Origin of the sequence: Kitasatospora sp. NPDC059462, assembly GCF_042749955.1 — a bacterium.
Taxonomy (GTDB): domain Bacteria; phylum Actinomycetota; class Actinomycetes; order Streptomycetales; family Streptomycetaceae; genus Kitasatospora.
Genome location: NZ_JBHYUU010000090.1, coordinates 1 through 26672 on the forward strand (window position 1 = coordinate 1; position 26672 = coordinate 26672).

The 26672-nt window shown below is 76.3% G+C and carries 25 protein-coding genes; 14 read left to right on the forward strand and 11 right to left on the reverse strand.

Features of this window, described 5'->3' with window-relative positions; all coding sequences use genetic code 11:
• Window positions 1-493 precede the first annotated feature (493 nt).
• Both ACFXAM_RS22080 and ACFXAM_RS22085 read left to right on the forward strand, forming a co-directional pair.
• A complete protein-coding gene (locus ACFXAM_RS22080) occupies window positions 494-1885 on the forward strand; it encodes an MFS transporter (protein ID WP_380293771.1) in 1392 nt (463 codons plus the stop codon).
• Window positions 1886-2000: 115 nt separating this feature from the next.
• Entirely contained in the window at window positions 2001-3623 is a 1623-nt protein-coding gene (locus ACFXAM_RS22085; protein WP_380293773.1) for an alpha/beta hydrolase, read from the forward strand.
• Between the two features lie 154 nt (window positions 3624-3777).
• Here ACFXAM_RS22085 and ACFXAM_RS22090 read toward each other — a convergent pair whose 3' ends face one another.
• The 4 genes from ACFXAM_RS22090 to ACFXAM_RS22105 form a co-directional block, all read right to left on the reverse strand.
• Entirely contained in the window at window positions 3778-5034 is a 1257-nt protein-coding gene (locus ACFXAM_RS22090; RefSeq protein ID WP_380293775.1) for an NAD(P)/FAD-dependent oxidoreductase, read from the reverse strand.
• Between the two features lie 114 nt (window positions 5035-5148).
• Window positions 5149-5580, reverse strand: a complete 432-nt coding sequence (locus ACFXAM_RS22095) for a nuclear transport factor 2 family protein (protein ID WP_380293777.1) — start codon at window positions 5578-5580, stop codon at window positions 5149-5151.
• 5 nt (window positions 5581-5585) lie between these two features.
• The gene (locus ACFXAM_RS22100; protein WP_380293779.1) at window positions 5586-6389 is read right to left on the reverse strand and encodes an MBL fold metallo-hydrolase; all 804 of its coding nucleotides are present in this window, start codon (window positions 6387-6389) and stop codon (window positions 5586-5588) included.
• Window positions 6386-7738: an MFS transporter gene (locus tag ACFXAM_RS22105; RefSeq protein WP_380293781.1), complete on the reverse strand. Its 1353-nt coding sequence runs from the start codon at window positions 7736-7738 to the stop codon at window positions 6386-6388. Before ACFXAM_RS22105 ends, ACFXAM_RS22100 begins: the two co-directional genes overlap by 4 nt.
• Before the next feature lie 101 nt (window positions 7739-7839).
• On the opposite strand from ACFXAM_RS22105, the gene ACFXAM_RS22110 reads away from it, so the two are divergent.
• Both ACFXAM_RS22110 and ACFXAM_RS22115 read left to right on the forward strand, forming a co-directional pair.
• Complete coding sequence (locus ACFXAM_RS22110) at window positions 7840-8937, forward strand: DUF5937 family protein (protein ID WP_380293783.1); 1098 nt, start codon at window positions 7840-7842, stop codon at window positions 8935-8937.
• Window positions 8938-8975: 38 nt separating this feature from the next.
• Entirely contained in the window at window positions 8976-9842 is an 867-nt protein-coding gene (locus ACFXAM_RS22115; RefSeq protein WP_380293785.1) for a PhzF family phenazine biosynthesis protein, read from the forward strand.
• 19 nt (window positions 9843-9861) lie between these two features.
• Here the strand turns inward: ACFXAM_RS22115 and ACFXAM_RS22120 are convergent, their stop codons facing one another.
• Window positions 9862-10476: a DUF4262 domain-containing protein gene (locus ACFXAM_RS22120; RefSeq protein ID WP_380293787.1), complete on the reverse strand. Its 615-nt coding sequence runs from the start codon at window positions 10474-10476 to the stop codon at window positions 9862-9864.
• Window positions 10477-10608: 132 nt separating this feature from the next.
• Here ACFXAM_RS22120 and ACFXAM_RS22125 point away from each other — a divergent pair, with 132 nt between their 5' ends.
• Both ACFXAM_RS22125 and ACFXAM_RS22130 read left to right on the forward strand, forming a co-directional pair.
• Window positions 10609-11847: a phosphotransferase family protein gene (locus tag ACFXAM_RS22125; protein ID WP_380293789.1), complete on the forward strand. Its 1239-nt coding sequence runs from the start codon at window positions 10609-10611 to the stop codon at window positions 11845-11847.
• 332 nt (window positions 11848-12179) lie between these two features.
• Window positions 12180-13349 carry a serine hydrolase domain-containing protein gene (locus ACFXAM_RS22130; protein ID WP_380293791.1) on the forward strand — a complete coding sequence of 390 codons (1170 nt, stop codon included), beginning with the start codon at window positions 12180-12182 and terminating at the stop codon, window positions 13347-13349.
• Between the two features lie 61 nt (window positions 13350-13410).
• On the opposite strand, the gene ACFXAM_RS22135 is transcribed toward ACFXAM_RS22130, so the two are convergent.
• The gene (locus tag ACFXAM_RS22135; RefSeq protein ID WP_380293793.1) at window positions 13411-13683 is read right to left on the reverse strand and encodes a ferredoxin; all 273 of its coding nucleotides are present in this window, start codon (window positions 13681-13683) and stop codon (window positions 13411-13413) included.
• Window positions 13680-14921, reverse strand: a complete 1242-nt coding sequence (locus ACFXAM_RS22140) for a cytochrome P450 (protein WP_380293795.1) — start codon at window positions 14919-14921, stop codon at window positions 13680-13682. Before ACFXAM_RS22140 ends, ACFXAM_RS22135 begins: the two co-directional genes overlap by 4 nt.
• Window positions 14922-15336: 415 nt before the next feature.
• Between ACFXAM_RS22140 and ACFXAM_RS22145 the strand changes: the two genes are divergently transcribed.
• From ACFXAM_RS22145 to ACFXAM_RS22160, 4 genes are all read left to right on the forward strand, one after another.
• Window positions 15337-16422: an S-(hydroxymethyl)mycothiol dehydrogenase gene (locus ACFXAM_RS22145; RefSeq protein ID WP_380293797.1), complete on the forward strand. Its 1086-nt coding sequence runs from the start codon at window positions 15337-15339 to the stop codon at window positions 16420-16422.
• Entirely contained in the window at window positions 16419-17057 is a 639-nt protein-coding gene (locus ACFXAM_RS22150; protein ID WP_380293799.1) for an MBL fold metallo-hydrolase, read from the forward strand. The genes ACFXAM_RS22145 and ACFXAM_RS22150 overlap by 4 nt, the downstream gene beginning before the upstream one ends.
• Before the next feature lie 64 nt (window positions 17058-17121).
• Entirely contained in the window at window positions 17122-17523 is a 402-nt protein-coding gene (locus ACFXAM_RS22155) for a pyridoxamine 5'-phosphate oxidase family protein (protein ID WP_380293801.1), read from the forward strand.
• A 56-nt stretch (window positions 17524-17579) separates the two neighbouring features.
• Window positions 17580-17741: a hypothetical protein gene (locus tag ACFXAM_RS22160; protein WP_380293803.1), complete on the forward strand. Its 162-nt coding sequence runs from the start codon at window positions 17580-17582 to the stop codon at window positions 17739-17741.
• A gap of 91 nt (window positions 17742-17832) precedes the next feature.
• On the opposite strand, the gene ACFXAM_RS22165 is transcribed toward ACFXAM_RS22160, so the two are convergent.
• Window positions 17833-19038, reverse strand: coding sequence for an alpha/beta hydrolase family protein (locus ACFXAM_RS22165; protein ID WP_380293805.1), 1206 nt, complete (start codon window positions 19036-19038; stop codon window positions 17833-17835).
• Window positions 19039-19180: 142 nt separating this feature from the next.
• The gene (locus ACFXAM_RS22170; RefSeq protein ID WP_380293807.1) at window positions 19181-20458 is read right to left on the reverse strand and encodes a DUF5685 family protein; all 1278 of its coding nucleotides are present in this window, start codon (window positions 20456-20458) and stop codon (window positions 19181-19183) included.
• 180 nt (window positions 20459-20638) lie between these two features.
• Here ACFXAM_RS22170 and ACFXAM_RS22175 point away from each other — a divergent pair, with 180 nt between their 5' ends.
• From ACFXAM_RS22175 to ACFXAM_RS22185, 3 genes are read left to right on the forward strand one after another with little or no spacing between them, the layout of a single operon-like run.
• Window positions 20639-21202: a helix-turn-helix domain-containing protein gene (locus ACFXAM_RS22175; RefSeq protein ID WP_380293809.1), complete on the forward strand. Its 564-nt coding sequence runs from the start codon at window positions 20639-20641 to the stop codon at window positions 21200-21202.
• Window positions 21199-22704: an MFS transporter gene (locus ACFXAM_RS22180; RefSeq protein ID WP_380293811.1), complete on the forward strand. Its 1506-nt coding sequence runs from the start codon at window positions 21199-21201 to the stop codon at window positions 22702-22704. The genes ACFXAM_RS22175 and ACFXAM_RS22180 overlap by 4 nt, the downstream gene beginning before the upstream one ends.
• 54 nt (window positions 22705-22758) lie before the next feature.
• Window positions 22759-23469 carry an alpha/beta fold hydrolase gene (locus ACFXAM_RS22185; protein ID WP_380293813.1) on the forward strand — a complete coding sequence of 237 codons (711 nt, stop codon included), beginning with the start codon at window positions 22759-22761 and terminating at the stop codon, window positions 23467-23469.
• On the opposite strand, the gene ACFXAM_RS22190 is transcribed toward ACFXAM_RS22185, so the two are convergent.
• Window positions 23470-24906, reverse strand: coding sequence for a DUF2252 domain-containing protein (locus ACFXAM_RS22190; protein WP_380293831.1), 1437 nt, complete (start codon window positions 24904-24906; stop codon window positions 23470-23472).
• A 459-nt stretch (window positions 24907-25365) separates the two neighbouring features.
• On the opposite strand from ACFXAM_RS22190, the gene ACFXAM_RS22195 reads away from it, so the two are divergent.
• A complete protein-coding gene (locus ACFXAM_RS22195; RefSeq protein ID WP_380293815.1) occupies window positions 25366-25632 on the forward strand; it encodes a DUF2809 domain-containing protein in 267 nt (88 codons plus the stop codon).
• A gap of 7 nt (window positions 25633-25639) precedes the next feature.
• Here the strand turns inward: ACFXAM_RS22195 and ACFXAM_RS22200 are convergent, their stop codons facing one another.
• Entirely contained in the window at window positions 25640-26422 is a 783-nt protein-coding gene (locus ACFXAM_RS22200) for an SGNH/GDSL hydrolase family protein (RefSeq protein WP_380293817.1), read from the reverse strand.
• Window positions 26423-26672 lie beyond the last annotated feature (250 nt).

Consider the following 26672-nt stretch of genomic DNA (forward strand, 5'->3'; position numbering starts at 1 on the left):
GGGGGCGGGGGGTCGTTGCGGTTGGTGAGCGCCCTTCCCGCCGGGATACGGCCCCCGCGGGGCGGTACCCGCGACGGTCCCGTCCCGGTGCCGGACGGCGCACGCGGGCGTGCACCTCTTCCGGTCGTGGCTGCTGGTCGTGTCCACGATCGCGAACGAGAACGCGGACGAGCATAGGAGTGCCCTACTGGCCGGTCAACACGGCTTTCCGGCAGGCCGTCGGACAGTTGACCGGTTGTCGGACGGGACGGACACGGAGGGGGCGGGAGGCGCCGGGCGCGGCACGGGGTACCGCCGTCCGGGTGACGGCGGGCCCGGGGGCGCGCGTCCGGTGAAGGGGGCGGGCGGGGGTGCGGGCCGGCGCCCGGCGGGGTGCCGGGCGCCTCGGCAGGCCGAAGTGGCCCAAGATCACGGGCTGATACCGGCCCTGTTGAACGGTCCGCCGCCGACCGAGACTGGGGGTTCCCCGACACCCCGTCCCCCAGGGAGAACCGTGCCGTTCCGCCCCCGCTCCGCCCCCTCGGCCCAACGCACCCTCGCCGTCGCCCAGTTGGTGAGCGCGATCGGTGACGGCGCGTACTACACCAGCTCGGCGCTGTACTTCACCCGGATCGTCGGCCTCTCGCCCGCCCGGCTCGGCCTCGGCCTGGCGGTGGCCTGGGCGGTCGGCTCGCTCGCCGGGGTGCCGCTCGGTCACCTCGCCGACCGGCGCGGACCGCGCGGTACGGCGGCGGCGCTCGCCCTCGGCACGGCGGTGGTGGTCGCCTCGTTCCTGGCGGTCCGCTCCTTCCTGCCGTTCCTGGCCGCCGCCTGTCTCTACGCCACCGCCCAGTCCGGGCTGGGCGCGGCCCGGCAGGCGCTGGTCGGCGGGCTCGTCCCGCAGGGGGAGCGGACGGCGGCGCTCGCCGGGCTGCAGGCCGTCCTCAACGCCGGGTTGGCGGTCGGGGCCGCGCTCGGCGGCGTCGCGCTGACGGTCGGGACCGGGGCGGCCTTCCTCGCCGCGTTCGCGCTGACCGCCGCGGGATTCCTGGCGACCGGCCTGCTGCTGCTCCGGCTGCCGGCGGTCACCCCCGCGGCGGTACCCGTGACGACGTCCGCGGCGGCACCCGCGCCGGTGCCCTCCGGCGGACCGGCGGGCGGCCGCCCGGCCCGGGGCGGTGGCTTCGCGGTGCTGGCGGACCGCCGCTATGCGGTCGTGGCCCTGGTCAACACCGTCCTGCTGCTGCGGATGCCGCTGCTCAGCCTGGTGATCCCGCTGTGGATCGCCGACCGGGCCCCGCAGCTCGGCTGGCTCGGCTCCGCGCTGTTCGTCCTCAACACCCTGGGCGTGACGCTCTTCCAGGTCCGCACCGCCCGCGCGGTCACCGGCCTGCGCTCGGCCGCCCGCACCGTCCGGCAGGCCGGGGCCCTGCTGCTCGCCTCCTGCGCGGTGTTCGCGCTCACCGCCGCGGCCGTCCCGCTCCGGGTGACGGGGGCGCTGCTGGTGGCCGGCGCGGTGCTCCAGGTGGCGGGGGAGATGAAGCAGTCCGCCGGGTCCTGGCAGATCGCCTTCGACCTCGCCCCGGCCGACCGGCTCGGGCAGTACCAGGGCTTCTTCGGCACCGGCGTGGCGGTGGCCCGCACCGCCGGCCCGCTGCTGCTGACCACCCTGCTGCTGGACGGCGGCGGCCCGGGCTGGCTGCTGCTCGGCGGGCTCTTCCTGGCCGCCGGCTGCGCGATGGGCCCCGCCGTGCGCCGGGCCGAGCGGGACCGCCCGTGGCGGGCCCCGGGCACCACCGGCACGCCCACCGGGGCCGGTCGGAGCGCAGCGGGCCCGCCAGACCATACGGTGAATGATGATCTTCAGCCACCCGCCGCACTGTTTCCCGTCAATCCGCCCCGGTGAGGGGGGATTGACGCCCCTTCGGGCCGATCTCACAAGAATCTCCGGTCGCACACGTCTTCCCCTGTTGATCGCGGCCTGACAGGCTGTCCGGGTTTGCAGAACCAGAGGAGGTTTCGTGTCCCGTATCACCAGCGCGGCACTGGCGGTCACCAGTGCCCTCGCCCTCGTCGCCGGCTCGGCCGCCGCGGCCGTCGCCGCACCGGCCCCCGGCCCGGCCGCCGAGGCCAAGGTGGCACCGGTCGACTGGAAGCCGTGCAACCCCGATCCGACCCAGCCGGACCCCAAGATCTACGACTGCGCCGTCTACCAGGTGCCGCTCGACTACGACCACCCGAACGGCGAGACCGTCGGCATCGCGATGATGCGCCGCCGGGCGAGCGACCCGGCCAAGCGGATCGGCTCGCTGTTCCTCAACCCCGGCGGCCCGGGCGGCAGCGGCTACCTCTGGGCCACCACCACCCGCTTCGGCAAGGACGTCCAGGACCGCTTCGACCTGGTCGGCTTCGACCCGCGCGGCGTGGCCCGCAGCAACCCCCTCAAGTGCTTCACCACCGACGAGGAGGCCGCCGCCGTCAACGACCGGATGACCGGCGTCCCGGTGACCAGGGCCGAGATAGCCCGGACCATCGACGCCACCGAGGACTACACCGACGCCTGCTCGCGCAACGCCGGCCCGCTCATCGAGTACATGTCGACCATCAACGTGGTCCGCGACCTCGACCGGATGCGCCGCGCCGTCGGCGACGCCAAGCTCAACTTCGCCGGTTTCTCCTACGGCACCCTGATCGGCGCCACCTACGCCGGCATGTACCCGGACAAGGTCCGCACCCTGATCGTCGACGGCAACGTCGACCCCAACCTGCGGATGCACAACGGCGTCGAGTACGACCGCCAGCGCGCCACCGGCTTCGAGGTCTCCCTCGCCGAGTACCTCAAGCGCTGCCAGGCCGCCGGCGCCCCGCGCTGCGCCTTCGGCGACGGCGACACCCGCACCAAGTTCGACACCGTCCGCGACCACCTGCGCACCAGCCCGGTCACCCTGCCGGACGGCACCCAGGTCACCCTCTCCAGCTTCACCAGCCAGGTCGCCAACGCCCTGTACTCGCAGAGCCGTCAGGCGCCGCTGGCGAAGTCCCTCCAGGCGCTCTACTCGGTGATCCAGGCGCCGGCCGCCGCCCAGGGCCTGGCCGCCCCGGCGACGGCCGACCCGGCCGCCGTCGAGGACGCCAAGGTGCTCGCGACCACCGTGCCGAACGCGCTGCGCGAGGCCCTGCCGGAGACCCCGTACTCGGCCGACGACTCCTACTACGGCGTCAACTGCCAGGACAAGCCGTACCCGTCCGACCCGTGGAGCTTCGTCAACGTGGCGAAGAAGTGGGAGAAGGAGTCGCCGACCTTCGGCCGCTACCAGGCCTTCGACGGCCCCACCTGCTCCACCTGGCCGGCCCCGGCCCGTGACGCCGAGCGCTTCACCGGCCCGTGGGGCAAGAAGACCGCCACCCCCGTGATGGTCGTCGGCAACCTCTACGACCCGGCCACCAACTACATCTTCTCCCAGCGCATGCAGCGCCAGCTGGGCAACGCGGTGCTGGTCTCGGTCGACGTGGTCGAGCACTGCGCCGTCGGCCGCAGCAAGGAGCTGGGCAAGCTGGTCACCGACTACCTGGTGAACCAGAAGGCCCCCGCCCCCGGTCAGCTGCTGAAGCCGGACGCCGAGGCCTTCCCGCCCGTCGCCTGACACCTCCCGACCACCTGAGCACGACCACCGAGCACGACCACCGAGCACGGCCACCCGGGCTCGACCACCTGAAGACCCGAACGGCCCGCCCGCGGAAACAGCCTTCCGCGAGCGGGCCGTTCGGCCTGCCGGGGGTACGCCCCGGGCGACCGGCTCAGAGGTCGGTGAGGGGGACGGCCGGGTCGGCGAGGGCCTTCAGATCGACCTCGCGGCCGGAGCGCACCAGGTCGCGGATCGGGTCGGTGACGTCCCAGACGTTCACGTTCATGCCGGCCAGGACACGGCCCCCGGAGGTCCAGAAGGCGATGAACGCGCGGGTGGCCGGGTCGCCCCGGAACACCACGCGGTCGTAGCCGCCCGGCTCCACCCAGCCGACGTACTCCATGCCCAGGTCGTACTGGTCGGTGAAGAAGTACGGGACGCGGTCGTACACGGCGTCCTCGCCGAGCATCGCGCGGGCGGCGGTCTGCGGCTGGTTGAGGGCGTTCGCCCAGTGCTCGACGCGCAGGTGGCGGCCGAACAGCGGGTGGTAGGCGTTGGCGACGTCGCCCGCCGCGTGGATGTCGGGGTCGGAGGTGCGCAGGTGCTGGTCGGTCTTGACGCCGTTGTCGACCTCCAGCCCGGCCGCCTCGGCGAGGGCGGTGGCCGGGGCGATGCCGATGCCCACCACCACCGCGTCCGCCGGCACCGTCGTGCCGTCCGCCAGCCGCACCCCGCTCACCCGGCCGTCCGTGCCGGTCAGCTCCGCGACCTGGGCGCCGAACCGCAGGTCCACCCCGTGGTCGCGGTGCAGATCGGCGAAGACCTGCGCCACCTCGCGGCCCAGCACCCGCAGCAGCGGCAGCTCGGCCACCTCCAGCACCGTCACCTCGGCGCCCGCCGCCCGCGCCGCGGCCGCCGTCTCCAGGCCGATCCAGCCCGCGCCGACCACCACCACCCGGGCGCCCGGGCGGAACGCCTCGCGGATCCGCTCGCTGTCCTCCACCCGGCGCAGGTGGTGCACGCCCTCCTGGTCCGCGCCGGGAACCGGCAGCCGGCGCGGCGACGAACCGGTGGTCAGCAGCAGCTTCGCGTACTCCACCCGCCCGTCGTCGGCCAGCGTCACGGTGTGCGCGGCCGGGTCGATCGCGACCACCGGGGTCCCGAGCCGCAGCGTCACGTCGTGCTCGGCGTACCACTGCGGCGGATGGACGTAGATCTTCTCCCGGGCCGACGTGCCGAGGAGATAGCCCTTGGACAGCGGCGGGCGCTCGTACGGGCGCTCGTGCTCGTCGCCGATCAGCACGATGCCCCCGGTGTACCCGGCCTCGCGCAGCGCCTGCGCGGCCTTGGCGCCCCCGAGGGAGGCGCCGACGATCACGAAGGGGCGCTCGCGCCCGCCGTCGTCGGTGCCGCTGCTGTCCGTGCTCATGGTGAACTCCTCGCTCTCCGGCGGAAATCACGGACAGCCTGCCGCCGCCCGGCGGGGCTGTCGAGAGCGCGTCCGGCGCGCCGCGACGGCTCCCCCGAACGGGTGACGCGGCGGTCAGGGCGTCATCGCGTCCCGGACCAGGGCGGTGTCGGTGAACTGCTCGAACCGCACGATCCGCCCGCCGCGCACCGTGAAGTGGTGCACCACCCGCACGGCCAGCGGCCGCCGGGTCGCCTTGTGCACCGCCGTGTACCGGCCGAGCACCACCACGTCCTCCCCCTGCACCACGTACCGGTCGTCGTGCACCGTCCAGCCCTCCCAGTCGGCGGCCAGCCGCTCCATCACCCCGCCGGTGACGCCCTTGGGCGTGCGGTAGGTGCCGGCCAGCGGGAAGCCGGCCATCTCCGTCCACTCCACGTCGTCGGCGAGCGTCGCCCGCAGCGCCCCCAGGTCACCGCGCGCCGACGCCAGGTACTGGCGGCGCACCACGTCGGCCGGGGCGTCCGACTCGGCGAACGCGGCCTGGGCCCTCGGAACCTCGATCATCGCGCTCAGCCCCAGCTCAGCTCGCCCTTGGCGACCTTGGTCCCGAGGTCGACCGCCAGTGTCATGCCCAGCCCGGGGAAGCGGTGCTCCAGCGCGGCGCGCGCCGCCGCCGCGTCCGGCGCCCGGCCGACCTCCGTCTCGAAGGCCCGCAGGTAGTCCCGGGTGTGGTCGATCGCGGAGGTGTCGGTCGGCGCGTCGGCCGTCCGGTGCCCGGCCACCACGAAGGCCGGCTCCAGCGCCGCCATGCCGTCCAGCAGGTCGATCCAGGCGGCCCGCTGCTCCGGCGTCGGGGTGTCCGCCGTCCACACGTGCAGCCCTTGGAACAACAGGACGCCGCCGAGCACCGTGCGGTGGTGGTGCTGCCACAGGTAGTGCCGGTCCGGCAGGTGGAAGTCCGCACCGCGCAGCTCGAAGCGGTGCCCCTCGAAGACCAGCTCGTCGCCGTGCAGCACCTCCGGGCGCACCAGCCGGGTCGGCAGCTCCGGCCCCAGGTGCGCCCAGGACCGCAGCTTGGCGTCGAAGGTCTCCTGGATGTGCTCGACGGTCGACGCGGTGGCCAGGAACCGGGCCTGCGGGAAGACGTCCTGCACCTCCTGGGCGCCGAAGTAGAAGTCCGGGTCGCCGTGGCTGACGAACACCGTGGTCAGCCGCTTTCCGGAGGCCTTCACCCGCTCCGCGAGCCGCCGGCCGTCGGAGCGGGTGAACCCGGCGTCCACCAGCAGCGCGTCCTGCGGCCCGGTGACCAGCACGGAGGTCTTGTCGAGCGAGCTGTCCGGGCTGTCGATGACCTCGAAGTCGAGGGCGCTCATGCGGTGTCCTTCCTCACGACGGGGCCGGGCGCGTGCGAGCACGTGCCCCGCCGCCCAGGATCGGCGACCCGGGGCCCGGCCGCACCCCGGACCGGGCGGAGGCGGGCGACGGCGGCCGCCGCGAGCAGGGTGGTGACGGCGAGGACGGGCCACAGCACGTGCGGGCCGACCGCCAGCAGCGCGGTCAGGGCCCCCGGGGCGAGCGCGCGCCCGACGCCCGAGGAGAGCTCCCAGCGGGCCAGCGCCCGGCCGAGCAGGTGCGGCGGGGCACTCGCCGCCACCAGGGCCGTCCCCGAGCCGGAGTAGAGGATCTCGCCGAGCGTGAACAGCACGGACACCGCCGCCACGCCGGCCGCCCCGGCCGTGCCGCCGAGCGCCCCGGCGGCCCAGAAGCCCAGGTAGGACAGGGCGAGCGCGATCCCGCCGGCGGCCAGCACGAGGTGCCGGGCCCGGTCGGCGAGACGGACCACCACGGCCAGCTGGAGCGTGATCACCAGCACGGTGTTGCCCACGAACACCCCGGAGGACCACGCCGGGGAGGCGTGCAGGTGCAGCACCAGCAGGGCGGGCAGCGCCACCTCCAGGACGTCGAAGGCGAAGGAGTAGGGGAGGTTCGCCACGCTGAGCAGGCCGATCCGGCGCAGCGCCGGGCCCTCGGCGCGCTCGGCCCCGGCGGGCGGGGGCGGCGCCTGGGGCGCGGTGACCCGCAGCGAGTGCACCAGCACCGCCGCGAGCAGGCAGGCCGCCCCGGTGACCGCGGCGAGCAGCCGCAGCGCCCCCGTGCCGCCCGCCACCGCGAGGGTCGCCAGCAGCGCGCCCGCGCCCAGCCCGGCGTTGCGCAGCGTCCGCCCGGCGGCCAGCGCGGCGTCCCGGGTCCGGCCCTCGGTGAGCGTCGAGACCACGGCGGCGTGGGTGGCGGGCCAGGACTGGCCGCCCACGCCGAGCAGCACGGCCGCCGCCGCGAACCCGGCCGTGCCGTCGGCCAGCAGCAGCACCACCGACCCGGCCGCGCGCACCAGCAGGGTCGCCGCCGCCGGCAGGCTGCGCGCGCCCCGGTCGATCCACCGGCCGGTCAGCGGGAGGACGAGCAGGCCGGCGACCATCCCGGCGGACATCGCGAGGCCCGCCGTCCCCGCGTCCAGCGCGAGCACGCCGATGCCGTAGAGCAGCAGGAACGGCCGCAGCAGACCGGTTCCCAGGGCGTCCACCAGCAGCGCGGCCGCGTAGCGCGGGCCGCCCGCCGCGGTGAGCAGGCCGAGCAGGGCGGCCAGGCCGCTGCGGGGCGCCGGGCCGCCGTCGGGCGCCGGATGGTCGTCGTGCTGCCGCTTCGGGCTCCGGATCAGGCTCATGGCCGGTACCGTCCGCCCGCGCCCGGCCCGCGGGCACGTCGATTGACGAGGAGCGTCAACCGGTGACGGGGCCCGTCGTCGCAGGTGACAGGATCGGGAGCGTGAGCCTGACCATCGACATCACCGGCCTGCCCGACACCCGCCTGCTGTTCACCCCCTCCCCGCTGGCCGAACTCAGCGCGATGCTGCACGTGCTCGCGGAACCCGCGCACCACCCGAGCCTGCACGGCTGGGCGGCGAGCACCACGGCGGCCGTGCCGCCCGCGCTCGCCGAACGGCTCACCGAGGCCGACTTCCTGTGGCGCTCCTCGCGCGCCGACTTCCTCGTCCCCGGCCTGCCCGGCGCCACCCTCGGCGAGGAACTGGACGCCGTCGACCGGATCGACGACGAGCAGTACGTCCGGGCCGCGCTGGTGACGGCCTGCGGAGCCTCCCGGATGGCGAACCGCGCCACCTCACCGCTCACCGACCCGGTCGCGCAGGAGCGGGCCCGGGAACTGGCCCTGGCCCGGGGGCCCCGGCAGGCCGAGTTCGCCGACCGGTTGCTCGCCGACCCGCCCGCCGTCCGGGCCCTGGTGCGGCGGATGCTGGAGGACTGCGCGGAGGCGTTCTTCGCCGACGCCTGGCGCCGGGTGCTGCCCGCACTGGCCGCCGACGCCCGCCGCAAGACCGACCTGCTGGTGCGGCACGGCGCGGCCGAGGCGCTGGCCGCCGTCTCGGCCTCGGTCCAGCTGGAGGACGCCGGGCAGGGACGGCGGCGGATCGTCGTCGACAAGCTCCAGGACAACACCACCAGCGGCGCCGTCGCCGGCGGCGTCACCTTCGTCCCGACCGCGTACGGGCGGCCGCACCTGCTGGTGGTCTCCGCCGCGGGCTGGCGGCCCGTGGTGCAGTACCCCGTCGCCGAGGAGGGCACGCCCGAGCCGGTCTCGCTCGCCGTGGTCCAGCAGCGGCTGGAGGCGCTCGCCCACCCCGTGCGGCTCCGGCTCGCCCGCACCATCGCCCGCGGCCCGCACACCACCGGCGAGCTCGCCGCCGCCTGGCAGCTCAGCGCGCCCGAGGTGTCCCGGCACCTGGCGGTGCTGCGCCGGGCCGGACTGCTCACCACCCACCGGCGCGGGCGGTACATGCTCTACCAGCTCGACCTGGCCGGCAGCGCCCGGCTCGGCGCCGACCTGCTGGAGGCGGTGCTGCGATGAGGGGGAACACCGGCGCGGCCGGGCACGTTCGAGCCGTCATGACCAGTGACGACGCCGCTTCCGGCGCACCCGGCATCCTCCGCTACGCCGCCTTCGCCACCGACCCCGGGGGCGGGAACCCGGCGGGGGTGGTGCTCGACGCGGCCGGCCTCTCCGACGGGCGGATGCTCGCGATCGCCGCCGAGCTCGGGTACTCGGAGACCGCCTTCCTCACCCCCGATCCGGCGGGCGGCTACGCGGTGCGCTACTTCAGCCCGCTGACGGAGGTGCCGTTCTGCGGCCACGCCACCGTCGCCTCCGCCGTGGCGCTCGCCGAGCGGGTCGGCCCGGGGCGGTTCCTCTACCGCACGGCGGCGGGCGAGGTGCCGGTCGAGGTGACCGAGGGCGCGGACGGCGCCCTGCGCGCCACCCTCACCAGCGTCGAGCCGCACGTCACGGAGCCGGACGCGGCGGACGTCGCCGAGGCGCTCGCCCTGCTCGGCTGGTCCCCCGAGGACCTCGACCCCGCGCTGCCGCCCCGCTACGCCTACGCCGGCGCCCGGCACCTGGTGCTGGCCGCCGCGACCCGCGAGCGCCTGGCGCGCCTCGCCTACGACTTCGACGGCCTCGCCGCCTTCATGACCGCCCGTGACCTGGTCACCGTCCAGCTGGTCTGGCGCGCCGCCCCCGACGTCTTCCACGTCCGCGACCCGTTCCCGGTCGGCGGGGTCGTCGAGGACCCGGCCACCGGAGCGGCCGCCGCCGCCTTCGGCGCCTACCTGCGCGACCTCGCCCCCGCCGGGGCCCCGGCCACGCTCACCCTCCACCAGGGCGAGGACCTCGGCCGTCCGGGCCTGCTCCACGTCGACCTGCGCACGGCGGCCCCGCGCGTACGGGTCTCGGGCGCGGCGGTGGCCATCCCGTAGGCCCGAGGGTCCGGTGGTGTCAGGCGGAGGCCTCGGCCTCCGCCGCCTCCCGCGTCCAGACGCCCTCCGGGTGGTCCCCGACCGGCAGCCAGAGCCGCGGCTGCGCCCGGCAGCCGGGGGAGGCGTTCTCGTCCAAGGGCCGGCGGTGGTCGCGGTCGGGCCGGACCAGCTGGAGCACCGGGACGGGAACGCGGCGGTAGAAGCCGACGGCCGTGCCGAGCAGCGGCCGGTGCCAGCTGGGGTCGACGGGCCTGAGCAGCACCGGGTAGTCCTCGATCACGCCGTCGAGCAGGCCGTCCGGCTCGGCGCACGCGCCCTCCCGCAGCCGGTTCACGGCCTCGTTGAGCCGGTGCATCTGGCCGTGCGCGTCCAGGCCGGCCATGACCAGCTCGGGGCGGCGCGCGGTGTGCCAATGGCCCACGGTGAAGGCCCAGTCCGGGAGAGCACCCTCACCGGGGATGCCGATCACGTGGTGGCCGTGGGCCAGGACGTCCTCCGCCTCGCGCCGCCAGTGCGCGGAGACGCCGGGCACCCCGCCCCGGCGGAGCGCCGAGCGCGCGCGGGAGCGCTGCGGGCCGTCGGCGGCGCAGATCACGCAGGGGCACGTTCCGGCGGGGGCGGGGGGCAGATCCATGCGGGTCATCAGATCACGCAGGTCGGCGAGGTGGCCGGGCAGGGCCGGGGCCGGCGGCGCGGGGCCTCCCGGGCCGGCCGGCGGCCGGAAAACGGGTCGCGGGCGAGGGGGCGGCCGGGGGATGCTGCGCGGATGGATCAAGGGAACGGGCGGACCGTCGGCGTCCACCTCACGCACGACGGCGGGTACCTCGGAACGGTCGGGCCGTTCGAGCTCGGGGAGCCGTGGTGGTCCTCGGTGCGGGCGGTGACCGAGCGGGTCTCGGCGGAGACCGGGGTCCCGGTGATGGTCGTCCGGCTCGTCGGGGTGACCGGCGGGGAGGGCGGCCACGGAGGGCACACGGTGTACCACGTCGAGGCGCTGGAGCGCCCGGACGGGCGGGCGGTGCGGGCGCCGGACGCCGGGACGGGGGCGCTGCTGGGGCCGGCCGAGCGGCGGGCCGCCTGGGCCACGCCGGAGGGGCTGCGGGCGGCGGTGGACTGGGCGCGGCGGGCGCTGGCGGCGGCCGGACGGCCGGTCACCGGAGGCGCCGAGCAGGTCCGCACCTGGAACCTGTCCGGGCTGTTCCGGCTGCCGACGGCCGCCGGTCCGGTCTGGCTGAAGGTGAGCAACCCGGCGTTCAACGCCCGTGAGGCGGAGGCGATCGCGCTGTTCGGCGCGGCGGACCCGGCCCTGGTGCCGGTGGTGCTGGCGGCCGACCCGGAGCAGGGGCGGGTGCTGCTCGACGAGGTGCCGGGGGAGGACTGCTGGGGCCCGTCGGAGGCGGAGGTGGCGGACGTCGTGCCGCGGCTGGTCGCCGCGCAGGCGGCGCTCGCCGCCGACGGCCGGGCCGCCGCGGCCGGGCTGCGCGACCGCACCCCGCGCACCCTCGCCGCCGCCGTCCCCGCCCTGCTCGACCGGCTCGCCGCCGGGCCGGAGCTGACGGCCGGGGAACTGTCCGCGGCCCGGGCGCTGGCGCAACGCCTGCCCGCCCTGGTCGGGGAGCTGGCCGCGTGCGGGCTGCCGGAGACCGCGGTGCACGGCGACTTCCACCCCGGCAACTGGCGCAGCGGCGACGGCGCCGGGCCAAGGGCCATCGACTTCGCGGACGCCTGCCTCGGCCACCCGGCCATGGACGGCCTGCGGCCCCGCGCCTTCGTCGACGAGGAGCGGTGGGCCCAGCTGGCCGGGGTCTGGGCGGACGCCTGGCGCGCGCGGGTGCCGGGCTGCGCGCCGGAGCGGGCGCTGGAGCTGGCGCGGCCGCTGTTCCACCTCGGGTACGCGCTGCGGTACCAGGAGTTCCTGGACCACATCGAGGACAGCGAGCGCCCGTACCACGAGGGCGACCCGGCGGCGGAGGTCCGGCGCGCCCTGGAGGTGGCGCGAGGCTGAGGGCTCGTCCTCACACCCCGGGCCGTACGGGCGGCCGGGGCGTGTCAAGGTCTGCCGGGATGGTTCGCCGTACGGTCCGGCTCATCCTCAAGTCGTATCGCCGCCCCTGGAGTTCACAGGGTCGGCCTCCGACTTGAGAGGGGCCGAAACGCCGGCCGAACGTCCACCCCCGGGGGGACCCGCCGTACCTCCGTGGGTGGACGACCGGTTCGTGCCCGCCTGACAAAGTGTCAGCTCATCGCACCTTTCAGGTGTGGTGAAGCCTCGGTACGGACACGGGAGGAACCATGAGGGCACCGGAACGCCGGGACGGGTCGCGGAGGGCGCCGGGTGTGCGGGTCGTCGCGCTCGCGCTGGCGGGCGCGGGCCTGGTGGGCGTGACCGCCCCGACGGCCGGCGCCCTCGGCACCGGACCGCACCGGGGCGGCGTGGACGCCCGGGCGCTGGACGAGGCGCTGGAGGGCGTGGTCGGGACCGGCGGGGCGTCCAGCTCCCTCGTCCGGGTGACCGAGCACGGGCGCACGGTGTGGAAGGGCACGGAGGGCGTGGGCGACTTCTCGACCGGCGCCGAGCCCCCGGCGAACGGCCGGTTCCGGATCGCCAGCGTGACCAAGACCTTCGTGGCGACGGTCGTCCTCCAGCTGGTCGGCGAGGGGCGGTTCGGGCTGGACGACACCGTGGAGAGTCTGCTGCCCGGCGCCGTCCCCGGCGGCGGCGCCATCACCGTGCGCCAGCTTCTCAACCACACCAGCGGGCTGTTCGACTATCTCGACGACCCGGCCGTCGGCATCCGCGACGACGCGACCTGGCTCCGTGAGGGACGCTGGCGGAGCTGGACGCCGCAGCAGCTCCTCGCGGTCGCCACCAGCCACCCGCCGCACTTCGAGCCCGGCACGGGCTTCTTCTACGCGAACACCAACTACGTGCTGGCCGGCATGATCGTCGAGCGGGTCACCGGCCACGACTGGCGCCGGGAGGTGGAGCGCCGGATCATCGACCGGCTCGGGCTGACCGGGACCTCGATGCCGCTGCACGCGACGGCGATCCGCGGCCCGCACGCGCACACCTACCTGGACCTGCCCGGCGGCCCGGTGGACATCACCGAGATGGAGCCGAGCGAGATGGACGCGGCGGGCGCCGGCATCTCGACCACCGCGGACCTCGACACCTTCCTCCGGGCCCTGCTCGGCGGGCGGCTGCTCCCCGCGCCGCTGCTCACCGAGATGCTGACGGTCGCCCCGGCGAGCGGCATCGGCCAGTACGGCCTGGGGATCGGCCGGTTGACCACGCCCTGCGGCGAGGTCTGGGGCAACAACGGCGCCACCGGCCGCGGACACAACAGTGCCGTCTACGGCACCCCGGACGGCCGTCGGGTGGTGGCGCTCTCCACCAACGGCTACCGGAAGACCGACTACGGCTGGAGCAGCACGCAGAAGCTGCTGGCGACCGCGTTCTGCGGCCGCCGGCCGGCCACCGCGGCCGACGCCGCCCCGGCCGGCTGACCGCCGCCCCCGCAGCCCGGCCGGCCACCGGAACCACCGGACCGGCCGGGCGGCGGCGGGCTCAGCCGCCCGGTTCGATCCGGCGGCCGTCGCGGGCGCCGTACAGGGCGAGCGCCTCGACCGGGCAGTACTCCACGGCGTCGGACAGTTCCGGGGTGAGCGGTTCCCCGCCCGCGCCGGTGGGCTGTTCGCGCAGCGGACGGGCCAGCCCGTCGGCGCCGAGGGCCAGCGAGCCGGGTGCGGTCAGGGCGCACATGCCCGAGCCGATGCAGCGGTCGCGGTCGACCTGGACGATCACCTCCGGCGCGGTGCCGGCCGTGCCGTCGCCGCTCACCAGGAGACCCGCAGGTGCTGCGGGCTGCGGGTCAGCATGCCGCGCCGCCAGTCGATGGCGTCCTCGGCCGTGGCCAGCCGCAGCGCGGGCAGCCGCCGGGCCAGCCGGTGCAGGGCGAGCTCCAGCTCCATCCGGGCCAGCCAGGCGCCCAGGCAGTGGTGCGGCCCGGCGCCGAAGGTGTACGAGGACCCGGCGAGCGGGGCGAACAACTCGGTCAGCAGGTCCCCGGTGAACACCCGGGGGTCGCCGTTGGCGGCGGTGACGTCGGCGGCGACGACGCTCCCGGCGGGGATCCGCACCCCGCCGATCTCGATGTCCTCGACCGCCCGCCGCAGCAGTCCGGGCAGCACGTCGGCGTCGCCCAGCGGGACGGCGCGCAGCAGCTGCTCGGTGGCGGCGGCCGCGCTCTGCTCGTCGGAGGCGAGCCGCTGCCAGGCGTCCCGGCCGTCGCCGAGCAGGTAGACGAGGGCGTTGCCGAGCGCCGTCATGGTGGTCTCGTGCCCGGCCACGACGAGGCCGATGACGAGCGTGACGATCTGCTCCTCGGTGATCCCGGGGGTGTCGTCGGCGGCCGCGAGCAGGCCGCTGACCAGGTCGTCGCCGGGGGCGGCGCGGCGTTCGGCGACGAGCTCGGCGCCGAAGTCGGCGAACTCGCGCATCGCCGTGCGGACCTCCTGCGCCGTGAACGCGGTGGTGGCCAGCGCGTGGTCGCTCCAGCGTTCGAGCCGCACGGTGTCGAGGTGGTCCAGGCCCATCAGCCGGCTGATCACGGCGACCGGCAGCGGCCGGGTGTAGCCGGCGACGATGTCGGCGGGCGAGCCGCGGTCGAGCAGCTCGTCGATCAGGCCGTCGACGACCGAGGCCACCCAGGGGCGCCAGCGGGCGATCGCGCGCGGGGTGAACGCGCGCTGCACGGTGCGGCGCAGCCGCTGGTGCTCGACGCCGTCGATGTTGAGCAGGGCGGCGGGGTCGTCCAGCAGGTTGGGGATGACGGTGACCTGCGGGGCGTCCGGCGCGAAGAGCGGGGCGCGGCCCAGGCGCGGGTCGGTGAGCACCTGCCGGACGTCGGTGTGCCGGCTGACCAGCCAGACCGGGGTGCCGGTGGGCAGGGCGGCCAGCCGGGGCGGGCCGGGTTCGAGCAGGCGCAGGCAGTGCAGCGGCGGCAGCACGGTCAGGGCCGTGCCGGGGTTCGGGACGGTACCGGTTCCGGCACCGGTGGCACTGTTCTCGGCGGACATCCGTACTCCAGACTCCAGGGCGATGGCCGCACGGGGGGCGGCCTGCGGGGGGTGGATCCGGGTGGTGCGCGGGGGACGGGCGGGGCGTTCGACGGGTGTGCCGGGTGGGCCGGGTTTCGTTTCGACCGTACGTGGGAGACGGGCCGCAGTCAGCGACGATTCCAGCCAACGCCCGGGGGCCGCGGGCACGGTGAGGGCACGGCGGCAGCTGGGGGCGCTCGCCGAGGTCCGTGCGCCCCCGCGGTGCGCCCCGGGGCCGGCGGCCCCGGTGAGCCGGATCACCCGGGACGCTCCCCGGCCCCCGCCCCGGGCGGGCGCTACGCTTCGTGGGCGAGTCACCCGACTCGTGTCGACCGACCGCGTCGACGCAGGTCACGCCGGTGCAGAGCGGCACCGGCCGACGGAGGTGGAACGGATGGCCCAGCAGGTCAAGGCAGTGATCGCACGCGCCAAGGGCGCGCCCGTGGAGGTGACGACGATCGTCGTGCCCGATCCCGGGCCCGGCGAGGCGGTGGTGCGGATCCAGGCCTGCGGCGTGTGCCACACCGATCTGCACTACCGCGAGGGCGGGATCAACGACGAGTTCCCGTTCCTGCTCGGCCACGAGGCCGCGGGCATCGTGGAGACGGTCGGCGAGGGCGTCACCGAGGTCGCGCCGGGCGACTTCGTCGTGCTCAACTGGCGCGCCGTCTGCGGCCAGTGCCGCGCCTGCAAGCGGGGGCGTGCCCAGTACTGCTTCAACACCCACAACGCCGAGCAGAAGATGACGCTGCTGGACGGCACCGAGCTGTCCCCGGCCCTGGGGATCGGCGCGTTCGCCGAGAAGACGCTGGTCGCCGCCGGCCAGTGCACCAAGGTGGACCCGGCCGCCGACCCGGCCGTCGCCGGGCTGCTCGGCTGCGGCGTGATGGCGGGCATCGGCGCCGCGATCAACACCGGCAACGTCGGCCGCGGCGACACGGTCGCGGTGATCGGCTGCGGCGGCGTCGGCGGCGCGGCCGTGCTGGGCTCGCGGCTGGCCGGCGCGTCGAAGATCATCGCGGTGGACATCGACGACCGCAAGCTCGCCACCGCCGAGAAGCTCGGCGCCACCCACACCGTCAACTCCAGGAACGCCGACCCCGTCGAGGCGATCCGCGAGCTGACCGGCGGCCACGGCGCGGACGTCGTGGTCGAGGCGGTCGGCCGCCCGGAGACCTACCGGCAGGCCTTCTACGCCCGCGACCTGGCCGGCACCGTCGTCCTGGTCGGCGTGCCGACGCCGGAGATGAAGCTGGAGCTCCCGCTGCTCGACGTGTTCGGGCGCGGCGGCGCGCTGAAGTCCTCCTGGTACGGCGACTGCCTGCCCTCCCGGGACTTCCCGATGCTGATCGACCTCTACCTCCAGGACCGCCTGGACCTCGGCGCCTTCGTCAGCGAGACGATCGGCCTGGACGCGGTGGAGCAGGCGTTCGAGCGCATGTACCACGGCGACGTGCTCCGTTCGGTGGTGGTCCTGTGAGCACCGGGTCCGTCCGCGTCGAGCGGCTCGTCACCGCCGGGACCTTCGACCTCGACGGCGGCAGCTGGGAGGTGGAGAACAACGTCTGGATCGTCGGCGACGACACCGAGGCCGTGGTGATCGACGCGGCCCACGACGCCGCCGCGATCGAGGCGGCGCTCGCCGGGCGCCGGCTGCTCGCCGTCGTCTCCACCCACGCGCACAACGACCACATCGACGCCGCCCCGGAGCTGGCCGCCCGCACCGGGGCGCCGGTGCTGCTCCACCCGGACGACCTGCCGCTGTGGAAGCTGACCCACCCGGACCGCCTCCCGGACGGCGAACTCGCCGACGGGCAGCGGATCGAGGTCGCCGGCACCGCGCTGACCGTCCTGCACACGCCCGGCCACGCCCCGGGCGCGGTCTGCCTGTACGCCCCGGACCTCGGCACGGTGTTCACCGGCGACACCCTCTTCCACGGCGGCCCGGGCGCGACCGGCCGCTCCTTCTCGCACTTCCCGACCATCATCGACTCCATCCGCGACCGGCTGCTCACCCTGCCGGCCGACACGGTGGTGCGCACCGGCCACGGCGACCCGACCAGCATCGGCGCCGAGGCCCCCGCCCTCCCGGACTGGATCGCCCGCGGTCACTGACCGCGCGGGAGGCGACCCGGGCCCGGCGGCCGTCCGCCGGGCCCGGGCACGTACGATCGCGGGCATGGCCCATGACCCGCGCGCGCTCGACGACGCCTTCCTCGCCTTCTGGCGGGAGCGGCACATCTCCACCCTGACCACCCGGCGGCCGGACGGGTCGCCGCACGTGGTGCCGGTGGGGGTGACGTTCGAGCCGGAACGCGGGGTGGCCCGGGTGATCAGCAGCCGCACCAGCCGCAAGGTGCGCAACGTGCTGGCGGCCGGTGCGGCCGGGCAGCGGGTGGCGGTCTGCCAGGTGGACCGGGCGCGCTGGTCCACGCTGGAGGGCGTGGCGGTGGTCCTGGACGCGCCGGAGGCGGTGGCCGACGCGGAGCGGCGCTACACCGAGCGCTACCGCGAGCCCCGGGTGAACCCGGACCGGGTGGTCATCGAGATCACCGTCGACCGGGTGCTCGGGCGCGCGTAGCGGGTGAACGGCGTTCCGTTTATCCGGCGTTGATCGTCACGTCCTACCGTCGGGGCATGAACGAGGGAACGACGGGGGACCGGGGCGTGCGGGCCCCGGCCGAGGGCGGCCGGATGACGGCCGAGGACACGGACCGCTTCCGGGTGCTGCTGGCCCGGCTGGAGGACTCGCTGGCGGCCGACCGCCGCACCGCGACGGTGCCGGGCCGTGAGGGATGAGCGCCGCCCGGCCGCGCGCGTCGCGGTGCTGCCGCTGTGGCAGCGCGGCGCGCGGACGGGCGACTCCGGCCGGAGTGCCGCGGCCGGCGGGCTACTTGGCGAAGCGCACCTCGGGGAAGGCGCGCGACGGCCGGTCGAGCAGCGGGGCCGGGCGGCCGAGCAGGTGCCGGTCGAAGAACGCGCCCAGGTAGGCGCGGGTGGCGGCCAGTGCGCGGTTCCCGGTGATGGTGCCGAAGCTCTCCCGGTAGGTGTCCGGCGGCAGTTGGTCACGCAGGCCGAGGTCGTCGATGATCCACTGCTCGTCGGAGAACGACAGGTGCCCGGCGGTGGGCAGGTCCACCCAGTAGCGGGGGCCGGTGAACCGCTTCCAGTTGTCCTCCCAGTTCTGGGTGGCCTCCGGTGAGGCGCCGACCCCGGCGCTGAACAGCAGGGCCGGGCGCCCGGAGTCGTCACCGGCCGGGATCCAGATGCTGCCGTCCAGGTCGGCGGCGGCCTTGATCCGCGGGTCCTCGCGCATCGCCTCCAGGGCGGCCGCCCCGCCGAGCGAGTGTCCGGCGGCGCCGATCCGCGAGGGGTCCACGCTCAGCCCGCGGACCGGGCCGCCGCGGCCGGGGGCGGTCAGCCGGTCGAGCACGAAGCGCAGGTCGGCGGCCCGGGCGCGGGAGGACTTCGCGCCGAACTCGGGGTCCGTCCCCTCCAGCCCGCAGGCCAGGCAGGACTCGATGCGGCCGCCGGGGAACTCCACCGAGGTCTCGTAGGTGGAGTCGACGGCGGCCACCGCGTAGCCCCGGGCGGCGAACTCCTCGCCGAGGGCGGTGAGCGTGGTGCGGCTCATGCCGAAGCCGGGGGAGAGCAGGATCAACGGGTGGCGGCCGGGGGCCGGCCGGGCGTCGGCCACGGCGTTGGCCCGCAGCGTGGCGGGCTCGTCCAGGCCGTACAGGGCGCGGGACAACTTCGGTGATATGTACGGCGCGTGGGCGCCGCGGGGCGAGCTCGCCGGGTACCAGAAGGTGACCATCAGCTCGCGGCTCGCGGTGTCCGGACGCCAGGGGTCGGGCCGGCTCGGGTCGACCAGCCGGGCGGAGGACGTGCCGACCGGCCGGTGCGCGGTCGGTGCGGGAACGCGGGGCCCGGCCGTGGCCGTGGCTGTGGTGCTGGTGCTGGTGCTGGTGCTGGTGCCGGCCGCGCCCTCCCCGGTGGCGCCGGTCGCGGCGGTGGCCGGACCGGCCAGGGCCAGGACCAGGGTGGTGGACACGATCGTCAGGGCGGCGCAGTGCCACCGTCGGTTCTTCGACATGACGCCACGTTAGGTTCGCCGTGCTCCCCGGCACGTCGCTCCGCCGGTGGAGCACCGCTACGCCGCGAGGGGGAGCCGGCCCGGCCGCCGGAACGCCGTCGGACCGGGGGCCGGCTCCACCTGAGGGTGTGTGCGCGGTCGTTCAGCAGTCGCAGCCGCAGCTGCAGTCGCCGCAGTCGCAGCAGCCGCTGCAGCAGTCGGAGCCGTCCCCGCAGCACTGGCAGGCGTCGCAGCAGTTGCCGCAGTCGCAGCAGTCGTGCCGGGCGCAGAACCCCTCGCGGCGCTCGCCGCTGAACGGGTGGTCGTGCTCGCAGCAGAGCAGCTGGCAGGTGCAGCCCAGCAGCGCCCACATCGCGCAACCGGCCAGCAGGTTGCGGCGGTTCGGCGGCGGCGCCCCGGGCGGGGTGAAGCCGGGACCCTGCGGGACCCAGGGCGGCACCGGCGCACCGGGGCCCTGCGGCGGTGCCTGGCCGGGGTCGTGCCGCGGCGGCGCCTGGTACGGGTTTCCGGCGAGCGGGGTGCCGCCGTCGTGCTCGGCCCCGACCCGGCAGGCGGTGTGGCCGGGCCGGCCGAAGACCCGCTCGACGGCGCGCTCGGTCTCGTGCGCGAGCAGGACGTGCACCAGGGCGCGGTCGGCCAGTTCGACGTCCCGCAGGGCGAGCCGGATGCCGTGCACGGCGTCGCGGCAGAGCCGCTCGGCCTCGGCGCGGTCGGTGCCGGTTGCGGTGAGCGGGTTCCAGGCGCCGCTCGCGGCGTCCGCCTCCTGGTCCTCGGCGGCGTCCAGCAGGTGCGCGAGGCGTCCGAACAGCCGCCCCGCCTCGGCCAGCGGCGCGGCGTTCCCGGGCCGGCCGGCCAGCGTGGCGGTGTGCGCGAACGCGGCGGCGGTGGCGGTCTCGGTGGGCTCGGTGACCAGCAGCACCGACCCGCCGGCGGGCAGCGCGCGCTCCAGCCCGCCCTGCCGGGCGGCCGCGTCCAGCAGGACGGCGGTGTCGAAGCCGACCACCGAGGCGACGCCGGCGCTCTTGCGGTCCCAGCGCCGGGTGACCGCCCGGGCGCCCGCCGCCACGGACCGCCGGGCGAAGACGCCGTCCCGGTCCTCGACGTGGTCGCGGATCTTCACCGAGGCGAGCGCCAGCGAGACGGCCGCGGCCAGCCGGGCGCCCTCGCCCCGGGCGACGGAGGCGGTGCGCATGCCGCGCAGCGGGCACGGCCCGGCGGTCCGCCGTCCGGCGCCCTCACCGGCGGTGGCCTGGGCCTCGACCAGCACCGAGACGATCAGCCCGTCGTAGTTGGTGGCGGTGCGCGCCAACTGCCCGTGGTCGTCCCGCAGGGCGAGGCAGAGCCCGCAGAGGTGGGCCGTCCAACTCGCCTGGAGCCGCTCGGAGAGGCGGTGACGGCACGGTCTGATGATGCCGAACATGTGGTTCCCCCGGTGTTTCGCGTGGGCCGCCAGGGCCCGTGATCGCGCACATCATATGATCGCGAGCCCGCCTGGCCGGAACCCTCGGCATGGCGCGTCCCGCCCCGTCGGGGCCGGCGCCGGCGGGAGGGCGGGGCTGCGCCGAAAGGTCATTCCCGTATCCGGGATAGCATCACGGATATGGGAATGGACACGGCCGCCGACGAACGGCTGGCGGAGCGGCTCGCCGAGTTGCGGGTCGAGCGCGGGTGGACGCTGGAGGAGCTGGCGCGGCGGGCGGACGTCAGCCGCTCGACGCTGTCGCGGGTCGAGCGGGCGGAGGTGAGCCCGACGGCGGCGCTGCTCGGGCGGCTCTGCGCCGTGTACGGGCGGAGCATGTCGCGGCTGCTCGCCGAGGTGGAGGCGGCGCCGGCGTGGCTGGTGCGGGCCGCGGACCAGCGGGTGTGGCGGGACGAGGCGACCGGGTTCGTGCGGCGCTCCGTCTCGCCGCCGCACGGCTCGCTGCGCGCCGAGGTGATCGAGGGGCGGCTGCCGGCCGGCGGCGACATCGCCTACGACAAGCCCTGCGACACCGGCCGGGAGCACCACCTGTGGCTGCTGGAGGGCCGGTTGGCGCTCACCGTCGACGGCGCCGAGGAACTGCTGGAGGCCGGCGACTGCCTGCGGTTCGTCCCCGGGACCACCCGCTTCCGCTGCCCCGGCCCGGACGGGGCCCGGTACGCGCTGGTGGTGGTCGAGCCGTGAGCGCGACCGGCGCGATACCGGCGCCCCCCGTCAAGGAGAAGTTCGACGCGGCCGGGCGGCGGGTGCTGCTGGTCTGCGTCGCGGGCGGCTTCACCACCCTCATCGACCAGTCGGTGCTCAACACCTCGATCCCGGCGCTGCGCGAGTCGCTGCACGCCCAGCCCGCGCACCTGCAGTGGATCGTGGCCGGCTACTCGCTCGCCTTCGGGCTGGCCCTGATCCCCGGCGGGCGGCTCGGCGACGTCCGGGGCCGCAAGTGGTTCTTCGTCGGCGGCCTCGCCCTGTTCACCGTCGTCAGCCTGCTCTCCGCGACCGCCACCGAGCCGTGGCTGCTGGTCGCCTCCCGGCTGCTCCAGGGCGCCGGGGCCGGGCTGGTGAACTCCCAGATGATCGGCACCCTCCAGGACGTCTTCCAGGGCCAGCTGCGGGCCCGGGCGCTCGGGATGTACGCGGTCACCGGCGGCCTCGCCTTCGCCCTCGGGCCGCCGGTCGGCGGGGCCGTGCTCGCCGCCGTCGGGCCGGAGCACGGCTGGCGGCTGACCTTCCTGCTCAACGTCCCCTTCGGCCTCGCCACGGTGCTGCTGGCGGCCCGCCACCTGCCGCGCCCGCGCCCCAGCAGCCGGCACGCCGACCTCGACCTGGTCGGGCTGCTGCTGGTCGCCGCGCTGACCCTGGTGCTGATGCTGCCGTTCGTCCAGCCGCCCGGCTGGGCGGGCGGGCTCGGCTTCGCCGCCGCCGCGGTCGTGCTGCTGGGCGCGCTGGCCGGGTGGCAGCGCCGCTACGCCAGGGCCGGACGCCACCCGCTGATCCACCCGGCGTTGACCCGCTCGGCGCCGTACGCGCTGGGGACGGCGGTGGCGATGGCCCAGTTCGGCTCCTCGCTGGCCGCCGGGCTGGTGCTGACCATGTTCCTTCAGGACGGGCTCGGCCTGTCGCCGCTCGGCGCGGCGCTGGTGGCGCTGCCCTCGGCGGTCGCGATGGGCTTCGCCTCGGCGTTCTCCTGGCGGGTGGTGCAGCGCTTCGGCCGGCGGACCGTCACGGCGGGCATGACCGGTTCGGCGCTGGTGATGCTGGCCGGCGGCCTGCTCGCGCTGCGGGCACCGGCCGGCACGCTGCCCTGGTTGCTCGCGCTGCTCCAGCTGCTGGGCGGCGCCTCGATCGGACTGATGGGGGCGCCCAACCAGGCCTTCGTCCTGCGCCACGCGCCGGCCGAGGCGGCCGGGGTGAGCGGGGCGATCCTGCAGATGGCGCAGCGGATCGCGGCGGCGGTCGGCGTCTCGGCGCTCTCCGGCGTCTATCTGCGGGCGACCGGCGGGGGCGGCAGGCACCGGGAGGCCTACGCCTGGGCGAGCGGCGTCTGCGCGGCCCTGGCCGCCCTCGCGGTGCTGGCCTCGGTGCTGGCGGGCCGGGCGACGGCGCGCGCGGAGGCGGCCGCGGCGGCCGGGGCACCGGGCGCGCCGGCGCCCGGCCCGGTCCGGGAGGGGACCCCGGCGTCCGGTTGAGCGGTGGGCGAACGCCGGGTCCGTGGACGCGGTGCCCGGCCTACCGTGGTCGGCATGACCGAACATCGGACGGTGGAACTGCCGGGCCTCACCCTCGCCTACCGGGAGAGCGGCCCGGCCGACGGCCCGCCGCTGGTCCTGCTGCACGCGCTCGGCGAGCGGGCCGCCGACTGGGAGCCGGTGCTCCCCGCGCTCGCCCCACGGCACCGCGTGCTGGCTCTCGATCTGCGCGGCCACGGCGACAGCGACCGCCCCGGCCACTACGCCCTGGAGGCGATGCGCGACGACGTGCTCGCCTTCCTGGACGCGCTCGGGCTGCCCCGGGCCGACCTGGTCGGCCACTCCATGGGCGGCGCCGTCGCCTACCTGGTCGCCCAGGAGCAGCCCGGGCGGATCGGGCGGCTGGTGCTGGAGGACGTCCCCGCCCCGCGCCCGCGCCCGGCGAGCCCGGTGGCCGACGCCCCCGACGGACCGGTGGACTTCGACTGGGCGGCGGTCCGGGCGGTCAAGGGGCAGATCGACCGGCCCGACCCGCGCTGGCTGGAGCGGATGGCCGCGATCACCGCGCCCACCCTGCTGGTGGCCGGCGGCGCGGCCGGCCACGTCCCGCAGGCCGGACCGGCCGAGCTGGCCGGGCTGATCGCGGACTGCCGGCTGGTGACCATCGAGGCCGGGCACCTGGTGCACCTGGCCCGGCCGGCCGAGTTCGTCGCGGCGGTGGCGCCGTTCCTGGACCCGGCCGGCCGTGACGACCGGGCGGCTTGATCAGACGCCGTGCTCGGCCGGGAGTCGGCCCGAGCGGATGGCCGCCACCAGATCGGCGTGGTCGGCCTCGGTGCGGTCCGCGTAGGCCACCGCGAACGACGCCAGCGCCTCGTCCAGCGCCTCGTTCTTGCCGCAGTAGCCGGTGATCACCCCCGGGTCGGCGGTGTGCGCGTGGGCGCGGGCGAGCAGCGCACCGGTGATCCGGGCGTAGTCGTCGAGCTGCGCGGGCAGCAGCGCCGCCGGGTCCACGCTGCCCTTGCGGTTGCGGAACTGCCGCACCTGGTAGGGGAGTCCGTCCACCGTCGTCCAGCCGAGCAGGGTGTCGCTGACCACCTGCATCCGCTTCTGGCCGAGCACCACCCGGCGGCCCTCGTGGCTGTCCGGCGCGGTCACCGGATAGCCGGCCCGGGCCAGGTACGGCAGCAGCACCGACGGGCGGGCCTCCTTCACCTGGAGCACCAGCGGCTGCTCCCGGTGGTCGGTCAGCAGCACGACGTAGGAGCGGGTGCCGACGCTGCCGGTGCCCACCACCCGGAACGCCACGTCCTGCACCCGGTGGCGGGAGAGCAGCGGGTGCAGCTCGGCCGGAACCGTGCGCACGTACGGGCCGAGCGCGGCGGCCACCGCCGCGGCGGTGTCGTCCGGCACCTCGCTGAGCACCGGGGGCGCCGCGGTGAACCGCCAACCGCCCTCCTCGGTGCGGACGGTGGACTTGGCGGCGAAGCGCGCGCTGGTGTTGCCGAGCGCCTTGGCGGCCACCTTCTCCAGCACCCCGGCGAGGTCGTGCGCCTGGGCGAAGGAGACCAGCTGCTCGTCCGCGACGGCGTTCCAGGCGTCCAGCGCCGACAGCTTGGCCAGCGCGCGCATGGTGCGGCGGTAGGCCCCGGCCGCGTCGAAGGCGGCCCGACGGGCGGTGTCCTCGTCCGCGCCGACCTCCCGGCCGGCCAGCACCAGGCTCGCGGCGAGACGCTTGAGGTCCCACTCCCACGGGCCGGGCACGGTCTCGTCGAAGTCGTTGATGTCCATCACCAGCCGCCCGCGGGCGTCGCCGTACAGGCCGAAGTTGGCCGCGTGCGCGTCGCCGCACAGCTGGGCCACGGTGCCGCTGGTCGGGGTGGCGGCGAGGTCGGCGGCCATCAGACCGGCCGAGCCGCGCAGGAAGGCGAACGGGGTGGCGGCCATCCGGCCGAGCCGGATCGGCACCAGCTCGGCGAGCCGGCCCGCGTTGGAGGCCTCGATCGCCTCGACGGCGGTCGGGCGGTCGGTGGCCGGGGCGAACTCGGCGTGCCCCTCGCGCGGGCTGCGGGCGCGCAGGGCCTTGCCGCGCGCCCGGGCACCGCCGTCCTGGCCCGGCGCGAAGCCCTCGACCGTGAACCGCCGCCCGGGCCCGCGCCCGGCCCCCGCCGCGTCCGCCGGTATCCCGGACCCGATCACCATCTCGGTCAGCTGCGTCACTGCGCCCCGCCCTGTTCTGAGTCGTTCCCGCCCGCGACCGGCGCGGACCCGGCCGCGTACGGGCCGGCCAGCAGGCTACCGGGCCGCCCGCGCGGCCTTTCGGCAGGGAGGGACGCCGGAGGGCCGGCAACGGTTCCGGGGGTGGGGCGCGTCCTGCGGATCGGGCCGGTCGGGGGTGCGGCGCGGGCCGTGCGGCGGGGCGTCTCGCGGCCGCCGGGCCGGCGGGCCGGGGCGCCGTGCCCCGGCCCGGCACGGCACGCCCGCCCCGGCCCGGTCCACGGGACACGCCCTACGATGCGACGGTGAAGGATCTTCGGGGGCGGTGGGCGGTCCGGGGCCCGGCCGCGGTGGCCGCCGGGCTGACGGTGGCGGCGGGGCTCGGGGTGCGCGCGGTGGCCGGCGGCGACGCCGGCCAAGTACGCGGGCGACGCGCTCTACACGGTGCTGCTGTACGCGCTCGTGCTGCTGGTGGCGCCGCGCCTGCGGCCGTGGGCGGCGGCCGCCCGGGCCGCCGGGCTGAGCTGGGCGGTCGAGCTGTTCCAGCTCACCGGCGTCCCCGACGACCTCGCCCGGTACAGCGCGCTCGCCCGGCTGGTGCTCGGCTCCACCTTCAACCCGCCGGACCTGCTCTGGTACCTGGCCGGCGCCGCGTCGGCCGCCCTGGCGCACCTGGGTGCGTCGGCGGCCCGGCGGCGCCCGGCTGCCTGACGGGGCGTCAGAGCGGCATCAGCTCGGGCCGCTTGGCCTCGACGTGGTCGCCGGAGGACTCGCCGCGCAGCCGGCGGCCGACCCACGGCAGCAGGTACTCGCGGGCCCACTGGAGGTTCTCCCGGCGCTGCTCGGCGGGGGAGAGCACCGGGACGGCCGGCCACGGCGCCTCCGGGTCCTGCTCGGTGCGCAGGCCCAGCGCGCGGGCGGCCAGCAGGGCGACCCGCTGGTGGCCCTCGGGGGAGAGGTGCAGCCGGTCCTCGCTCCAGGCGCGGCGGTCCTGGACCGCCCGCAGCGACCACAGGTCGGCCACCTGGCAGCCGTGCCGGTCGGCGACGGCCCGCATGTGGCCGTTGTAGGTGGCGATCTTGCCGCGCAGGTGCTTGAGCAGCGGCACGCCGCGGGTGTCGAAGCCGGTGCAGATCAGCACCGTGCCCGCCGAGTCGGCGAGTTGGGTGACGGCCGCCTCGAAGCGCTCGGCGACCTCGTCCGGGTCGCTGCCGGGGCGCAGGATGTCGTTGCCGCCGGCGCAGAAGGTGACCAGGTCCGGCTGGATGCGGCGGACCTGCGGCACCTGCTCGGCCACGATCTGGTCCAGCAGCCGGCCGCGCACCGCGAGGTTCGCGTACCGGAAGCCGCCCGGCGGCCGGCCCGCGGCGAGCAGCACCGCCAGCCGGTCGGCCCAGCCGGTGAAGGCGCCGTCGGCCGCGGGGTCGTTCAGCCCCTCGGTGAAGCTGTCCCCGAGGGCGACGTAGGAATCGAGGTCAAGAGTCTCCTGGAGGTTCGGCATGACAGAGATAGTTCACTGTCTGAAGTGACCTACGCCACCGTAGGTGCCCGGTTGCGGTACGTGAGATCGGCCACGTGCGGTTCCGCGCCCCCGTGCGCCGGGTGACTGCGCCGTCCGGCCGTCCGGCAGGGGTGTGCGAACGGTCCTGCCGGGGCAGCCGCCCTCTGGGCCGGGACGCCGGGAACGGCCGCCGCCCGCGCCCGCTCCGAAGCCCCGTCCCGAAGTCCCTTCCCGATGGCGGAGGTCGCCG

Bases quoted from the DNA above. Each gene is read 5' to 3' on its own strand.
- ACFXAM_RS22090 (WP_380293775.1), bottom strand. From the start codon at position 5,034: ATGAGCACGGACAGCAGCGGCACCGACGACGGCGGGCGCGAGCGCCCC.
- ACFXAM_RS22095 (WP_380293777.1), bottom strand. From the start codon at position 5,580: ATGATCGAGGTTCCGAGGGCCCAGGCCGCGTTCGCCGAGTCGGACGCC.
- ACFXAM_RS22100 (WP_380293779.1), bottom strand. From the start codon at position 6,389: ATGAGCGCCCTCGACTTCGAGGTCATCGACAGCCCGGACAGCTCGCTC.
- ACFXAM_RS22105 (WP_380293781.1), bottom strand. From the start codon at position 7,738: ATGAGCCTGATCCGGAGCCCGAAGCGGCAGCACGACGACCATCCGGCG.
- ACFXAM_RS22115 (WP_380293785.1), top strand. From the start codon at position 8,976: ATGACCAGTGACGACGCCGCTTCCGGCGCACCCGGCATCCTCCGCTAC.
- ACFXAM_RS22120 (WP_380293787.1), bottom strand. From the start codon at position 10,476: ATGGATCTGCCCCCCGCCCCCGCCGGAACGTGCCCCTGCGTGATCTGC.
- ACFXAM_RS22125 (WP_380293789.1), top strand. From the start codon at position 10,609: ATGGATCAAGGGAACGGGCGGACCGTCGGCGTCCACCTCACGCACGAC.
- ACFXAM_RS22140 (WP_380293795.1), bottom strand. From the start codon at position 14,921: ATGTCCGCCGAGAACAGTGCCACCGGTGCCGGAACCGGTACCGTCCCG.
- ACFXAM_RS22145 (WP_380293797.1), top strand. From the start codon at position 15,337: ATGGCCCAGCAGGTCAAGGCAGTGATCGCACGCGCCAAGGGCGCGCCC.
- ACFXAM_RS22155 (WP_380293801.1), top strand. From the start codon at position 17,122: ATGGCCCATGACCCGCGCGCGCTCGACGACGCCTTCCTCGCCTTCTGG.
- ACFXAM_RS22160 (WP_380293803.1), top strand. From the start codon at position 17,580: ATGAACGAGGGAACGACGGGGGACCGGGGCGTGCGGGCCCCGGCCGAG.
- ACFXAM_RS22165 (WP_380293805.1), bottom strand. From the start codon at position 19,038: ATGTCGAAGAACCGACGGTGGCACTGCGCCGCCCTGACGATCGTGTCC.
- ACFXAM_RS22170 (WP_380293807.1), bottom strand. From the start codon at position 20,458: ATGTTCGGCATCATCAGACCGTGCCGTCACCGCCTCTCCGAGCGGCTC.
- ACFXAM_RS22175 (WP_380293809.1), top strand. From the start codon at position 20,639: ATGGGAATGGACACGGCCGCCGACGAACGGCTGGCGGAGCGGCTCGCC.
- ACFXAM_RS22185 (WP_380293813.1), top strand. From the start codon at position 22,759: ATGACCGAACATCGGACGGTGGAACTGCCGGGCCTCACCCTCGCCTAC.
- ACFXAM_RS22190 (WP_380293831.1), bottom strand. From the start codon at position 24,906: ATGGTGATCGGGTCCGGGATACCGGCGGACGCGGCGGGGGCCGGGCGC.
- ACFXAM_RS22200 (WP_380293817.1), bottom strand. From the start codon at position 26,422: ATGCCGAACCTCCAGGAGACTCTTGACCTCGATTCCTACGTCGCCCTC.